Consider the following 14,200-nt stretch of genomic DNA (forward strand, 5'->3'; position numbering starts at 1 on the left):
ACTATCAGGTGGGGCAGACCGGCAAGATCGTCGCGCCGGAAGTCTATATCGCCGTCGGCATTTCCGGGGCGATCCAGCATCTGGCGGGGATGAAGGATTCCAAGACCATCATCGCCATCAACAAGGATGAGGATGCGCCGATCTTCCAGGTGGCGGATGTCGGTCTGGTCGGCGACCTGTTCAAGGTTGTGCCTGAGATCATGGCGAAAGTGTCCGCCCCGCGATTGTGACACGTCCCGGCGGCGGGATTGAACGTGCCGGTGGGCCGGCAATCATTGGAGAGGATGATGGAGAATATTCTCATTCAATAACCATCCATCCAGACACTTTCTCTCGAATGAGATGCATGTCTGCAAGTCACCACCGATTGTGGCGCTGGTGCGTATCACGAGGTACTGGTTTGCACCCACGCCACATTGATGGATAGTGAGAGGGACGCTTTCTCTCTCTTCCAAACACAAAACGGCACTGTGCAGGATCGGCATTTCATAAGTTTCGAATATGCAGGATTCCACATTCTGTGGGAACGCCACACGGAATCTCCGAGCTACACAGTCATTCGGCGTGGTCCATTCGATCATTTCTTCGATCATGACGCTGGAGGATCTTACCGATCGTCGCCTGTTGCCGGCGGTCAGAAGATGTATTTCCTTTTCTGGTCGACTGGAGGATCTTTCCTAGCGGGTGGCCTGGACCATGGCCTTTCTGCGGACTCGTGTCGATACGGCCCTGTCGCAGCAGAACCGAGATCTACTCAAATCGATGGATCGGCGCACCCAGTTGCAGCTACGGCTTCAGGAGATTGTCGAGGGGCTCTCGGTTGTCGCCATTGAACATGAAATCGCCCTCTCACATAACTTGGCCGTGGCGATAGTGGCGCCGGCCGTATTTCTGGCCCTGTGGCTGATAAAATATCGCATCTGGCAGGGCTTGTCAGATAGAGGATGGCCAACCCAAACCCAGGCTTCGCCCGATCGCCGCTATCAGGAAAGTAAGAAAAAACTGCCGATCCTGCCTTTCGGCAGAACCGGCAGCCATACCCAACAAGGCATGATCAGAAGCTGAAGTGTGCCCGTGCTCCGATGGTGCGCGGACGGCCCCGGAAAACAATGTCGCCCGGCTCGACATAGCGCCGTTCACGAATGTCGGTAACGATCGCCTCGTCAGTCAGGTTGTTCACGAACACCCCGAACTGGACCTGGCCCAGATCGTACATCAAGCTGGCGTTGACAATGTTCTGTGAAGGAATTTCGCGGGCATCAGCCGCATTCTTATTGAAGCGAGTATAGCTGTTCGACCGATAAGTATAGTCCACATGAGCGATGAGATTGTCTTCACCGACGGGTAGTTTAAGATCGGTAGCGACGTTTAGGATGTGTCGGGGGAAAAATGGCGCCCGATCGCTGTCCCGTGCGCCGGCATTGGGAATCGGGCCATTAGCGGTCGCGTCCGTGAAGCTGTAGTTGCCCGACACGGTCCAGTTCGGGGTCAGCCGGAAAGAGCTTTCCAGTTCGACGCCTTTGCTCCGTAGCTTGCCCGCATTCTGGATGAAATAATAGCCACAGCTCAGATTGTTGCGCGTCTGGACATCGCTCCAATCGATGTAAAAGCCCGTGGCGTTGAAGGTCAGGCGCCGATCAAGGAAGCTGTTCTTGGTACCAACAGAATAGTTCCACAGGCTGTCCGCACCGAAGGTTGCCGGAGAGGAGGTGAGGCCTTGCGCCGCAAGAGCGGCGCCGCAGAACAAGTCGGGTGCCGGCTGGTTGACGCCGCCATAGCGAAATCCCTTGGCCGCCTCTGCAAAGATCATGTGGTTGTCGCTGATCTTGTAGGAGGCGTTGAAGCGGGGATTGAAACCGTTTTCCTTTGCGGTGTCCAGGACGGTCAACGGCCGGCCCACGCCCAGCGCACCAGCTACGCCCCGGAAGCTAAGATCGAAATCCTGTTTCCAGTTGAAGTAGCGCACACCCGCCGTCAGATCGAGCCCATCGGCCAGGGTGTAGGTCGCTTCGCCGAACACTGCGAACTGCCGTTCCTTGATGAATTGATCTGCGGTGAAGATGTCGTCGGTCGTCAGCGCCAGATAGTCGAGGCTGCTGAAGGGGGCGCCGATCACCGCCGAGAAGTTGGCGTCGAAGCCTGGAGAGGGGCTGTCCTGGAAGTAATGCCGCTTGAGCCGCTCGTAAAATATGCCGGCGCTGACCTTCAGTGGGCCGCCATTGTTGAAGTTGATCCGGTTTTCCTGGGTGAAGTCCGTAACGTCATTATCGATGAAGGACTTGGACGGGGCCAACGGCGTGCCCAGCAGCGTGCTCGTCAGGAAGTCAAAGGATCGTGTACTGGTCGAGAAACGATCGATATAGGAGGTGGACGAAATCAGATCGAAGTCCCCGGTCTTGTAATCGAGCGTTAAATTGTAGATCCTCGTCCGGTCCCGATAGAGTTCAGGGAAGAAGGATGCATATTCGAATTCACCCAGGCCAGAATATGTGGCATTGCGTTCATTGACGTCGAGGTCGGCAAAGGTGACCGAGGCATCAACCGTCAGCTTTTCATTGGGAGTGAAGCGAAGAGCCGCGCGGAACTGCGTCGTCTTATCCTCGTTCGTGTTATTCTTGTTCGTTCGCACATTGCGAATGTAGCCTGAGTTGGTGCCCTGGTAGCCGCTCACCCGCAGCGCAAGCGTATCGGCGAGGGGAAGGTTGAACATGGCGCGGGCATTATAGTTGAAGCCGCCGCCTTTTGTCCCGGAGCCAAGAATGTCGAAGCTGCCGAAAGTCTTCGACGCATCCGGCTTGGCCGTGATGTAGCGGATCGTTCCCGACATGGATCCGGCGCCGAACAGCGTACCCTGAGGGCCACGGATGACTTCTACGCGCTCAAGGTCGAGCACCTTGAGATCGGGGCTGTTACCCTGAAGGGACAGAGGCGTATCGTCCAGATAGATGGCAACGAGCGAACGGTCCTGCGCGTCGCTGGTGTCGAGCGCCCCAGCCGTAACGCCGCGCATGTCGATCTTGTTGGTGCCGGGCTGCTGCTCTGTGACGTTGAGCGACGGCACGGTATGGGACAGGTCGGTAAGCCCGCCGACGCCGCGGGTCGCGAGATCCTCACCGGAGACGGCCGAAATGGCGAGCGGCGTCTTCTGGATTGATTGCTCGCCGGAGCGGCTGGCGGTCACGACGATCTCGCCCTCCGTGCGATCTGCTTGGCTTGCGGTGGAGCTGGTCTGAGCGAAGGCGGCGCTTCCCCCCGCAATCGCGATGCTGGTGGACAGAAGCAGAAGGCGCCGCGCGCCTGCGAAAGAAACTAACGGCAACATCGTGTCTCACCCCTTTTCAAGAATAGGTGTACTGCCGTTGAACGGCAGCCGGCCTGCGTTCTTCAAACCCCATGTCGCAGTCCCGTTTACCCCATTGGTCCTTATGTTGGTTGCGGAAACGAAGCTAACCGGCGTGAATTGTCTTCGCCATCATCGCCGCTTAGTCTGAAGCCTCAATTTTTTAGGCGAATTCATAATTTCATCTCATTGCCGCATCTTGACGCTGGGGTTGCCGGTTGAGGGTTATGACTGAGGAGAGTTTTCCGGCGGCGGAGATTCGGTTGCTCGAGGAGCTACGCGGCAGGCGCCTCGGTCTCGCGACTGATGAGGACGAATTGCCTACCGCGCTGCTGCCAGGCGTAATCCTTCCGGGATGACGTGGGAGGCCATCATCACGCTCCGTCGTGCTCGGGGCCTTAAGGTCGCTGAACGACCGAACGGCGGTCAGAAGTGGGTAGACGGTGTCCGGTCGGGCAAAATTGCGGAGGTTTTCGCTTGCGGGACCCCGCTGCCATTCAGGCATCAGCGGCTATGGGACATCCCATCTTCTCGCTCTCGATGTAGGCCATGGCGGTCCTGCAATACCAATCGACGAAGTTGATGACGAACGGTTCGTTCAGCTTTGAATAGGGTCCTGGCACATAACCGATGCTGTTGACACCGCGTTGGTTGTTCTCCGCCAGATCCTTGTCCTGACGATTTGTCATGTCCCACATGTGGACCAGCTTTTCGACGTCATAGTCGACCCCTTCCACCGCGTCCTTGTGGACGAGCCATTTCGCGGTAACTTTGGTTTTGAGCGGACCAGTGGGATTGCAGTTGAACATGAAGGCCGAATCCGCCGTTACATGGCAGAAATTATTGGGTTCGATCGCCCAGCGCAGTGAACCGAGATTGCCTTCTCCCACATCGATGAGTGGCACCTTCACCAGCGGGCCACCCGTGACCGAATAGGATGTCCGGCCTTCATTGAACGGAAAACGGCTGATCTGGAACCAATCGGCGATGGTCGTCGGCACGTCCAGCCCCAGTGCCTGCAGGCGAGCGCTCAAGGCGACACTTTCGGCCGAATCATAGAAGTCGTTGTCGCCGATTTCGATCGGAAAGGCGGATTTCAGCTCAGGATGGCAAGCATTGCAATGATGGCATTCCCGGCCATTTTCCATTACCAGCTTCCAATTCGCGTCTTCATCCAGTTCGACGACATGCGCGATCTTGGCATCCTTGAGGTTGAATGGCGCGATCGCCGGTTCCAGCGCCGTTCGGAAGGTGTTGAAGTCGGGCGCCAGCTCCGCCAGGCAGACGTAGACGCAGCCGGCGACCAATTCCACATGGATGGGGCGCAGTCCGTGTCCGTTCAATTCGAACGTCTCATCCATGCCCGGCGCGCGCTTCAGCGTACCAGTCAGATCATAGCTCCATTGATGATAGGGGCAGACGAGCAGCGGTGCACGTCCTGTGCCCGTCGGACAAATCTGCGCTCCGCGGTGGCGGCAACTATTGTGGAAGCCGCGGATCTCGCCCGTCTTGTCCCTGATAACGACGATTTGCGATCGGCCGACCTGCGCCGCCAGATAACTGCCGCTGGACGGCAGTTCACATTCGAACCCGATCATGACCCAGTTGCGCTCAAAGATTGCGCGCAGGTCAAATTCGTAGGCGGCGGCGTCAAGATAAAGGCCTTGAGGAAGGCTGTGAGCGGGCTTTCGCTGCGAAAACAGATCGTGGATATGGTCGATTTCAAGCATGGCGTCCTCCTGCTGACGCATTCTAACCCAGGGCGGGGCGATGTGACCCATCTTGAATTTATGAAAGCCATCTAAAAATTAGATCGCTTTGGAGAGGATTTGGTCCATAGTGCCGCTGCGGTCAGCAGGATCGCACCTGTGGGACTGATGACCTTGGCCAAACTGAGCAGAGCAAAATTGCCGCTCAACGCCCTCCGCGCGTTCGAAGCGGTTGCGCAGGCAGGCAGTTTTCGCGCCGGTGCAGAGCGGCTTGGCGTGACGCAGAGCGCGGCAAGCCGCCATGTCGCTATCCTGGAGGAAATGATCGGCAAGCCGCTATTTACCCGTCATGCGCGGGGCATCGGATTGACCGCGGAGGGCGAGCGCCTGCTTGTCGCTGCTCGCCGGGGCTTTGATATTCTTCAGGATGGCATTGAAGCACTACGCGGCAGCCCGACACTGCGCATCCATATGCCCCCAACCTTTCTGCAGGCCGGTGCCATGCCTTTCCTGAAGGATTTCAGACAGCAAAATCCGGAAATTCACGTGATGATCATGAGTAGTTTCGGGGAAGGCCTGACTGCTGACGGCTATGATCTCGCCGTCGTCTTCGATGCCTGCGGCCGGGAAACGGCGTATCGGGAACTGTTGTGGGAGATCGAACTGACGCCGGTGTGCAGCGTCGACCATGTAGCAGATTTCAGAAAAAGCGGTCTGGCATCGGCCCTTGCATCGGCAGAACTTCTCCATGTCCAGATCCCTCATCAGCCTACGGACCTACTCTGGAAGCGCTTTGCAGCTCGCTATGGTCATCAGCTTAAGAATGACCGCGGACTGGTGTTCGAATCGATGTCGCTCGCCGTGGAATTTGCGGCGCAAGGATCGGGCCTCGCGCTCGCCGATGTCGACATGTTTGCTCCCCAGATCGCGCAGGGCGCCATCGCCACACCCTTCGCCAACCGCGCCACGGTGGGCTATGCCTATTATCTGCAGGTGGAGCCGGCCGCATTGGGCAACAGCGCAATCCGCATCTTCAGGAATTCCATCGTGGAGGCAGTGCGGCTGCGGCGTGCAAGGGCCGGCTAATTGGCGGAGCAAGCGATCGGGCGGGGCGGGGCCGCATCGATCTCGCTAGCGATGTTGCTCAACCGGCCCGATCCGGCGTCAGGCGACGCGCCTTTGCTCGGCCTCTTGCATCGATCGCTCTGCGGCGGTGATGGTGTTGGCGAGTAAACAGGCGATCGTCATGGGACCCACGCCGCCAGGAACGGGAGTGATAGCGCCCGCGATCTGCACGGCTTCGTCGAAGGCGACATCGCCCACCAGCCGGGTCTTACCCTGGCTCGCCGCTTCAGCATCGTCCACCGCAACGCGGTTGATGCCGACATCGATCACCACCACGCCGGGCTTCAGCCACTCGCCCCGCAACAGTCGGGGAACGCCGACCGCCGCGATGATGATGTCAGCTTCCGCGCAGATTGTCGGCAAATCTTCCGAATAGCGATGCGCGATTGTAACGGTGCAGTCCGCTGCGAGCAGAAGTTGGGCCATCGGTCGGCCCACAATGGTCGATCGGCCGATGACCAGGGCGCGTTTACCACGCAGGGAGCCAAGGTGATCCTCCAGTAACATCAGGCATCCAAGTGGCGTGCAAGGAACGATACCCTGCTGTCCCGTTGCCAGCAGCCCGGCATTCACGACATGGAAACCGTCCACGTCCTTTTCCGGTGCGATTGCGGCGAGCACCCTTTTCGTATCCATTTGGGGGGGCAGGGGAAGCTGCACAAGAATCCCGTGAACATGCGGATCCAGGTTGAGCTGAGCGACCAGTGCCAGCAAATCGGCTTCGCTTGTTTCCTCCGGAAGGTGATGGGAGAAGGAGGCCATGCCGATCGCGCGCGTCTGCTGGCCCTTGTTGCGGACATAGACCGCGCTTGCAGGATCGCTGCCTACCATGATCACGGCAAGTCCGGGGGTGAGGCCGTGGTCACGTTTCAACCGCTCCACGTCCCTGGAAAGCCGCTCTTGCAACTGGGTTGCAAAGGCCTTTCCGTCAATCAGCTTGGCTGCCATCTGAAATTTCCTTTGGCTTAAAGGCTATAGCGCAACCGCATCGATTCAGCGCTTGCGCACTCATAGCGTCTCCATTATGCCATGCCAATACACATATGTATCGTGACAGCGAGGGCGACCGTGCAGGGCTATTCGGGATGGAAAGTCTTCAAAGAAGGCCTGCGCCGGCAAATGGGCTGGCGTCAGGCCTGGCGTGATCCGGTGCCGCAGGAATCCTATGATGTCGTAATCGTGGGTGGTGGAGGCCATGGTCTCGCAACGGCTTATTATCTTGCGAAGAATTATGGTATCAGGAATGTTGCAGTTCTGGAGAAGGGGTGGATCGGTGGAGGAAATACCGGTCGAAATACAACAGTCGTCAGATCTAACTATTATTATCCTGCCAGTGCCGCACTATATGATCATTCGGTGAAGCTATATGAAGGTTTGGCCACAGAGCTGAACTATAATGTCATGTTCAGTCAGCGCGGCATGATAACGCTGGCACATAGCCGCCACGATCTGGAGGCTGCGACTCGTTGGGTCGGGGCTATGCAGCTGAATGGTGTCGACAGCGAAATGATCTCGCGCGAAGAAATCGCACGGCGGGTGCCGGCGTTGGATATGTCGCCTGCTGCCCGCTATCCTGTCTGGGGCGGCTTCATGCAGAAGCGCGCAGGCACGGCGCGCCATGATGCGGTGGCCTGGGGCTATGCCAGGGCTGCGGACTCGCTTGGGGTCGACATCATCCAGAATTGCGAGGTTACCGGCATGGTGCGCGACGCGAGTGGCCAGGTGGTCGCGGTCGACACGAGCCGGGGGCGCATCCGTGCCGGCAAGGTTGCAATGACTGTCGCAGGTCATTCAACGGTGCTGGCGGATATGGCGGGCTTTCGTCTGCCGATCACTAGCTATGCGCTTCAGGCGTTCGTGTCGGAACCACTCAAGCCGGTGATTGACACGGTCATCCTGTCGCTTGCGACCGGTGTCTACATCAGCCAGTCGGACAAAGGTGGCCTGGTGGTCGGCGGATCGCTTGACCTCTATCCGTCCTATGCGCAGCGGGGCAACCTGCCCACGATGCGCAACGTCCTAGGTGCTGTAGCGGAGCAATATCCGTCGCTTGGCCGAGTGCGATTTCTGCGGCAATGGGCCGGGATTGTCGACATTTGCCCCGATTCTAGCCCGATTATCGGTCAGAGCCCGGTGCCTGGTCTCTATCTCAATTGCGGATGGGGCACCGGTGGCTTCAAGGCAATCCCGGTAGGTGGAACGCTTCTGGCCCATCACCTTGCGACCGACGAGCCGCATGAACTGGCAAGATCCTTCTCGCTGGAACGCTTCACCACGGGGGCGCTGATCGATGAGGCTGCCGCCTCGGGCATTGCGCATTGAGATGAGGTAAGGCCATGTTGTTGATCCATTGTCCTTGGTGCGGGCCAAGGGACGAAATTGAATTTCAATGCGGCGGGCAAAGCCACATCACCCGGCCAGGGCCGCCCGAAGAAGTGTCCGACGAGCGATGGGCGCAATATTTGTTCGAGCGGATCAATCCCAGGGGATTGCACCGGGAGCGCTGGCTGCATGCTTATGGATGTCGACGCTGGTTCAATGTCGCGCGCGACACGGCAACCCATGCGATCTTGGAAATCTATCCAATGAATCATGCCAGCGCACAGGCAGTTGAACAGGAGGGGCAAGGGTGACCAGCCAAACGTTCAGGTTGAGGTCGGGCGGCTATGTCGACCGGTCGCGCCCGGTGACCTTCCATTTTGGCGGGAAAACCTATCAGGGTTTCGAAGGCGACACATTGGCTTCGGCGCTGCTGGCCAATGGCGTGCGGTTGTTTGGCCGCTCCTTCAAATATCATCGCCCCCGCGGATTAATTGGTGCGGGAGTTGAGGAAGCCAACGCGCTGGTGCAACTGGGAAGCGGCGGTCGGTCCACGCCCAATGTGAGGGCGACTGAAATCGCGCTCTATGACGGGCTGCAGGCCCAGCCGGTCAATTGTTGGCCCAGCCTTGGTTTCGATGTGGGAGGCGTCAATAACCTGGTGTCGCGCTTCCTGGCGGCGGGCTTTTACTACAAGACCTTCATGTGGCCAAACTGGCATCTGTACGAAGGCTTCATTCGCAAGGCTGCCGGTATGGGCAAGGCGCCGACCGAGGATGATCCCGACCGCTACGAAACGCGCTTCGCCCATTGCGATATTGCGGTTATTGGGTCGGGCCCTGCGGGCCTTGCGGCGGCGCGGGCAGCCGCCCGTTCGGGCGCGCGCGTCATGCTGATCGAGCAGGACAGCGTCGTCGGAGGGTCACTGCGAACCGACGAAGCCAAGATCGATGCGATGTCAGGAACGCTGTGGGCGGAACATATCGGCCGCGAATTTGCAGCCAGTCCCGACATGCAGATCCTGACGAAGACAGCCGCGGTAGGCTATTTTGACCATAACAGTCTGGTGCTGCTGGAAACGATCGGCAATGAAGCCTTGTGCGCTGCCGATCCTGCCGTGGCACGCTATCGTCTGTGGCAGGTGAGAGCACAGCAGGTGATTCTGGCCACTGGCGCGATCGAGCGGCCTATCGTTTTTTCGGGCAATGACCGACCCAACATCATGCTGGCGGGCGCCGTGCGCCATTATATTGCGCGGCACGCGGTACTGCCGGGCCGCAAGGCGGTGATCTTCACCAATAATGACGATGCCTACAGGACGGCGGTTGCCCTGTCGGACGCGGGTGCCAGGGTCGTTGCGCTTGTGGACGTGCGGTCGCATATTGCCCCCGATCTTGCGCAGCAGATGGCATCACGGGATATACCGGTTCATGCCGGCTCGGCGATCATTGACACGAAGGGCGGGAAGGCGGTGCGTGCCGCGCGCATCCGGACCATAGATGACCGTTCCTTCTGGATAGATTGTGATCTGGTAGCCATGTCCGGCGGTTATAGTCCGGCCGTGCATCTCTTCTGCCAGGCGGGAGGGAAGCTGGGTTTCGATGAGGAGCATGCCTGTTTCGTTCCGGGGGGGCGTGCGCAGCAGGCGCGATCGGCCGGGGCGGCGGCAGGGCGTTTTACCATCAGCGAGGCGGTGTCGGGAGGGCATGAAGCCATGGTCGACGCGCTTGCGGAACTGGGTTTCGCCTGCGATCGGCCCGTCCCGGCATGCGCGGAAGAACGGCAGATCATGCCGCTGGCGCCTGTCTGGCATGTTGCTGGCGGCAAGTCCAAGGCCTTTGTAGACTTCCAGAATGACGTCAGTGTGGATGATATCGCCTTGTCCGCGCGAGAGAATTTTGTGTCAGTCGAGCATCTCAAGCGTTATACGACACTTGGCATGGCGGCCGATCAAGGGAAGACATCGAACGTCAATGCGTTGGCGATCATGGCTTCGTTGACCGGTCAGAGCATCGAATCGACCGGCACAACGCGCTATCGTTTCCCCTTCACCTCGATGCCCATCGGCAGTTTCGCTGGCCGAGCGCGGGGCGCACTGTTCCGCGCCATGCGTCATTCGCCTGCACATGACCGGCATGTCGAACTCGGAGCGCATTTCGAGGATTATGGCGGCTGGCAGCGGCCAAGCTGCTACCCGCGCTCTGGCGAGACCCTTGACGCGGCGGAGCGGCGCGAGGCACGGACCGTCCGCCAGGCAGCGGGGATGTTCGACGGGTCGCCGCTGGGCAAGATTGAGGTGGTTGGCCCCGACGCCGGGCGGTTCCTCGACCTCATATACGCTAACACCATGTCTACGCTTAAGGTGGGAATGGTCCGCTACGGCCTGATGCTGAACGAGCTGGGCGTGATCATCGACGACGGAGTGGCGACGCGGCTGGCGGAGGATCGGTTCCTCATCTGCACCTCTAGCGGCGGGGCGACTCGTATCGCTGCCTGGCTGGAGGAATGGCTCCAATGCGAATGGCTCGACCTTGACGTCATTGTCGCCCCCGTCACCACTGCCTGGGGGGTGATCACCCTGACCGGGCCCAAGGCCAGGGCAATCCTGACCGATGTGGGGACAAACATCAATTTGAGCGCTGATGCCTTTCCCCATATGAGCTACAAGGAAGGTAAGGTCGCTGGCATCGATGTTCGCGTTCTGCGCGTCAGCTACACAGGCGAACTCTCTTACGAGATCAACGTGCCTGCGTGCCTGATGGCCTTGCTTTGGGACCGCATCGCTGGAGCCGGAGTGGTCCACGGCCTGACGGCGGTAGGCGTGGAGGGCTGGATGCTCCTGCGCACGGAAAAGGGCTATCTCCACATTGGCGGCGACACCGATGGCACGACTACGCCTCTCGACGTGGGCTGGAGCCACGTTCTTAAGAAGAAGTCCGATTTCGTTGGCCGCAGATCACTCCTGCAGGTTGAAAACCAGCGGTCGGATCGGTTAGGTTTCGTGGGTCTGGAGGCAGTCGAGGCCGATGTCGTGCTGCCAATCAGCGCACATATCATAGCCGAGCGGCCGGGTGGAATTGAAAGCGACGGCTATATCACCTCCGCTGGTTTCAGCCCGACCTTGAATCGCGGCGTCGCGCTCGGGATGATCCGCGGCGGAGACAGGCGGATGGGCGAGATCGTCAGTATCCGCACACCAGCTGGCATCCGGAAGGCGAAAATCGTTAATCCCGCAGCCTATGATCCGGAAGGGGAGCGCCTTCGTGCCTGATAAAAATTGGAAGCTCGCCTGCTCCTCTGTTCAAGTCGAGTGGACCTTCGATGACAGTATCTGGGTATTGCGACTGCGCCAGCCGTCTTCGCAACTGCTGGAAGCGGTTGCCGATGTTATGGGCCAGCCATTGCCGCAGCAGCCCAACAGCGTAGCGGAAGGCAATCCCTATATCGCTTGGCTTTCGCCCAGTGAATGGATGATTGGTGGGGAAGGGTTCGACGTGCGGGCATTGTCGGATGCTCTGAATGGTGCCACGGCCCATCTGGCCGATGTCGGGGCCGGTCGTGTGCAGTTTCATGTCACCGGCGAATACGCGCGCGCTCTGCTAGCCAAGGGCACCAGCCTGGATCTTCATCCGCGACAGTTTGGTCCAGGTCAGTGCGCCCAAACTCTCTTTGCGCAAACACTTGCCTTCATTAAGCCCAGCGGAACGCCAACGGGAGGCTTCAATATTGTCGCCGACATCAGTTATGCAACCCATCTCCAGCTCTGGTTCAGCGACGCTTCAATCGAATTCAGTCAGAAAGGGTAAAGTCATGACTTCCCAGAAGCCGCAATTTGTAATCGTTCTACGTTGCCCCGATAAGAAGGGGATCGTTTCCGCCGTTTCCAGTTTCTTGTCAAAACATAATCTGACTATTTCGGAATCGAGCCAATATCAGGATCCGTCGATCAACACCTTCTTTATGCGCGTCGTTTTCGAACCAGAGCAGGGAATCGCGACGAACATCGACCTCATACGCGTCGGGTTTGAAGAGATAGCGCAGGCATTTGGAATGGAGTGGGAACTGCACGACCGCGCGACCAAGCCGCGTCTACTGATTGCGGTCTCCAAATTCGGACATTGCCTGTATGACCTTCTCCATCGTTGGAAGTCGGGCCTGCTGCCAGTCGAGATTTGCGGCGTAGTCTCAAATCATGATGATATGCGTTCTTTTGTCGAGTGGAACGGCTTGCCTTATTACTATCTTCCGGTGAATAAGGAGACGAAGGATCAACAAGAACAAAAGATCATTGATCTAATTGATGACCTTGATATTGATCTCGTTGTACTCGCTCGATATATGCAGATACTTTCTGCGCGTCTATGCGGGCATCTTGCTGGCCGATGCATCAATATACATCACAGCTTTCTTCCGAGCTTCAAGGGTGCAAAGCCTTATCATCAGGCGCATGCTCGCGGCGTGAAGATGATCGGTGCGACAGCGCATTATGTGACGACTGATCTAGATGAGGGGCCGATAATCGCCCAGGATGCTCGGCATGTGTCGCACGCATATACGCCGGAGGATCTGGTGGCGCTGGGTCAGGAAGTTGAATGTGCTGTTCTTGCTCGCGCCGTTGGATGGCGGGTGGATCATCGGGTGATCAGTAACGGGTCCAAAACAGTGGTATTTTCGTGAGATAGGTAAGCGCGTCAGATTTCAGGCTGGCAAATGATCGGGCCTCCAAGGCGTAGAGGGTTGAATTTACCTGGATCTGAATTTTTTCGGGTGTGAATCGATATGATCGTGGACATTCACTGCCATTACGCCCACCCTTTCGCCGACCAGCGTGTGCGGCTTGATGAAGCCGGAATCGACCGCTCCGTTCTCGTGGCAGCGGTCGATCATCTGGAAGATGCTCACGATCTTGACAGCTACAGGCGCCTGAGGTGCGATGGACTGCAGCATGTCGGGTGGTCGGGGGACGCAGGGCCCGTCAATGCTGCGTGCGTAGAATTGGCCGCCGCCGTACAAAAACATCGCGGCCGATTCCTCGGCTTTGCGCTGCCACCCCAGGGGCGCCCAATGGCCGAGAACCAGGCTTGGTTGGTTGATGTCCTGGACCAGGGGTATCAGGGATTGGGAGAAGTAATTCTACCGGCGGGCGGCGCGGACGGTGTGGCTAATCTGTTGCGCGCCGCCCATGACCATGGGGGCTTGCCAATCCTTTTCAGTAGCTATCCACCTGCGACGGGCGATGATATCAGTCGACTGGGGGGACTTGCCGGCGAATATCCCGCCAATACGATCATTATAGGGCATTTGGGCGGCTACGACACGGCCAGGGCCTGCGAGCTTGCTCTGGCACATCCCAACATTTTCATCGACACGAGCACTAATTTCAATCGTTTAGCGTTACTGTTGTGTATTGTGGAATGTCCTGAGAAGCTAATTTTTGGAACTAATTACCCATATTGCGATCCGCATACCTCCCGGATTCACGTTGAACGGACGGTTGCGGACAAAGGACTTCTTCGTCAGATCATGGGTTTGACTGCGTGCAGGATCCTTGATATTTAGAAAGCCCCTAAAGACTGTTATTGAACCGCCCCGGGATTGCCGGAGGCCATTTGGCTTAAATTATGCTGCCATGGGTGTGTCGTCCAGCATGGCGTAGTAGAGCTCCTCGGCTTCGGCAGGCGGGATGTTGCCGATGGGTGCGAGCAAG

At 58.2% G+C, this 14,200-nt stretch carries 12 protein-coding genes; 9 read left to right on the forward strand and 3 right to left on the reverse strand.

Going from position 1 to position 14,200, the window contains the following annotated elements:
* Positions 1–230, forward strand: a 230-nt coding sequence (locus tag MRBLMA1_RS07490) for an electron transfer flavoprotein subunit alpha/FixB family protein (RefSeq protein ID WP_363735892.1), incomplete at its 5' end; no start/stop codon positions are given.
* Positions 231–684: 454 nt separating this feature from the next.
* The gene (locus tag MRBLMA1_RS07495; RefSeq protein ID WP_363735893.1) at positions 685–1,065 is read left to right on the forward strand and encodes a DUF3422 family protein; all 381 of its coding nucleotides are present in this window, start codon (positions 685–687) and stop codon (positions 1,063–1,065) included.
* Here the strand turns inward: MRBLMA1_RS07495 and MRBLMA1_RS07500 are convergent.
* Together MRBLMA1_RS07500 and MRBLMA1_RS07505 are read right to left on the reverse strand one after the other, a co-directional pair.
* Positions 1,055–3,322 (reverse strand): TonB-dependent receptor, encoded by a 2,268-nt coding sequence (locus tag MRBLMA1_RS07500; RefSeq protein ID WP_363735894.1) that lies wholly within the window; start codon positions 3,320–3,322, stop codon positions 1,055–1,057. The two genes, MRBLMA1_RS07495 and MRBLMA1_RS07500, sit on opposite strands and share 11 nt — an antisense overlap.
* A gap of 515 nt (positions 3,323–3,837) precedes the next feature.
* Positions 3,838–5,070 carry an aromatic ring-hydroxylating oxygenase subunit alpha gene (locus MRBLMA1_RS07505; protein ID WP_363735895.1) on the reverse strand — a complete coding sequence of 411 codons (1,233 nt, stop codon included), beginning with the start codon at positions 5,068–5,070 and terminating at the stop codon, positions 3,838–3,840.
* Positions 5,071–5,217: 147 nt separating this feature from the next.
* Between MRBLMA1_RS07505 and MRBLMA1_RS07510 the strand changes: the two genes are divergently transcribed.
* On the forward strand, positions 5,218–6,135 hold the full coding sequence (locus tag MRBLMA1_RS07510; RefSeq protein ID WP_363735896.1) for a LysR family transcriptional regulator: 918 nt from the start codon (positions 5,218–5,220) through the stop codon (positions 6,133–6,135).
* Positions 6,136–6,213: 78 nt separating this feature from the next.
* On the opposite strand, the gene folD is transcribed toward MRBLMA1_RS07510, so the two are convergent.
* Entirely contained in the window at positions 6,214–7,122 is a 909-nt protein-coding gene (gene folD / locus MRBLMA1_RS07515; RefSeq protein WP_363735897.1) for a bifunctional methylenetetrahydrofolate dehydrogenase/methenyltetrahydrofolate cyclohydrolase FolD, read from the reverse strand.
* Positions 7,123–7,242: 120 nt separating this feature from the next.
* Between folD and MRBLMA1_RS07520 the strand changes: the two genes are divergently transcribed.
* From MRBLMA1_RS07520 to MRBLMA1_RS07545, 6 genes are all read left to right on the forward strand, one after another.
* Positions 7,243–8,496: a sarcosine oxidase subunit beta family protein gene (locus MRBLMA1_RS07520; protein WP_363735903.1), complete on the forward strand. Its 1,254-nt coding sequence runs from the start codon at positions 7,243–7,245 to the stop codon at positions 8,494–8,496.
* 14 nt (positions 8,497–8,510) lie between these two features.
* Positions 8,511–8,807, forward strand: coding sequence for a sarcosine oxidase subunit delta (locus tag MRBLMA1_RS07525; protein WP_363735898.1), 297 nt, complete (start codon positions 8,511–8,513; stop codon positions 8,805–8,807).
* Positions 8,804–11,764 (forward strand): sarcosine oxidase subunit alpha family protein, encoded by a 2,961-nt coding sequence (locus MRBLMA1_RS07530; RefSeq protein WP_363735899.1) that lies wholly within the window; start codon positions 8,804–8,806, stop codon positions 11,762–11,764. Before MRBLMA1_RS07525 ends, MRBLMA1_RS07530 begins: the two co-directional genes overlap by 4 nt.
* A complete protein-coding gene (locus tag MRBLMA1_RS07535) occupies positions 11,757–12,299 on the forward strand; it encodes a sarcosine oxidase subunit gamma (RefSeq protein WP_363735900.1) in 543 nt (180 codons plus the stop codon). Before MRBLMA1_RS07530 ends, MRBLMA1_RS07535 begins: the two co-directional genes overlap by 8 nt.
* Before the next feature lie 4 nt (positions 12,300–12,303).
* Positions 12,304–13,170 (forward strand): formyltetrahydrofolate deformylase, encoded by an 867-nt coding sequence (gene purU / locus MRBLMA1_RS07540; protein ID WP_363735901.1) that lies wholly within the window; start codon positions 12,304–12,306, stop codon positions 13,168–13,170.
* A gap of 102 nt (positions 13,171–13,272) precedes the next feature.
* Positions 13,273–14,052, forward strand: coding sequence for an amidohydrolase family protein (locus MRBLMA1_RS07545; RefSeq protein ID WP_363735902.1), 780 nt, complete (start codon positions 13,273–13,275; stop codon positions 14,050–14,052).
* The last annotated feature ends 148 nt before the right edge of the window (positions 14,053–14,200 follow it).

The sequence above is a fragment of the Sphingobium sp. LMA1-1-1.1 genome, assembly GCF_040676365.1.
Classification (GTDB): Bacteria; Pseudomonadota; Alphaproteobacteria; order Sphingomonadales; family Sphingomonadaceae; genus Sphingobium.

Bases quoted from the DNA above. Each gene is read 5' to 3' on its own strand.
- MRBLMA1_RS07510 (WP_363735896.1), top strand. From the start codon at position 5,218: ATGACCTTGGCCAAACTGAGCAGAGCAAAATTGCCGCTCAACGCCCTC.
- folD (WP_363735897.1), bottom strand. From the start codon at position 7,122: ATGGCAGCCAAGCTGATTGACGGAAAGGCCTTTGCAACCCAGTTGCAA.
- purU (WP_363735901.1), top strand. From the start codon at position 12,304: ATGACTTCCCAGAAGCCGCAATTTGTAATCGTTCTACGTTGCCCCGAT.
- MRBLMA1_RS07505 (WP_363735895.1), bottom strand. From the start codon at position 5,070: ATGCTTGAAATCGACCATATCCACGATCTGTTTTCGCAGCGAAAGCCC.
- MRBLMA1_RS07500 (WP_363735894.1), bottom strand. From the start codon at position 3,322: ATGTTGCCGTTAGTTTCTTTCGCAGGCGCGCGGCGCCTTCTGCTTCTG.
- MRBLMA1_RS07525 (WP_363735898.1), top strand. From the start codon at position 8,511: ATGTTGTTGATCCATTGTCCTTGGTGCGGGCCAAGGGACGAAATTGAA.
- MRBLMA1_RS07545 (WP_363735902.1), top strand. From the start codon at position 13,273: ATGATCGTGGACATTCACTGCCATTACGCCCACCCTTTCGCCGACCAG.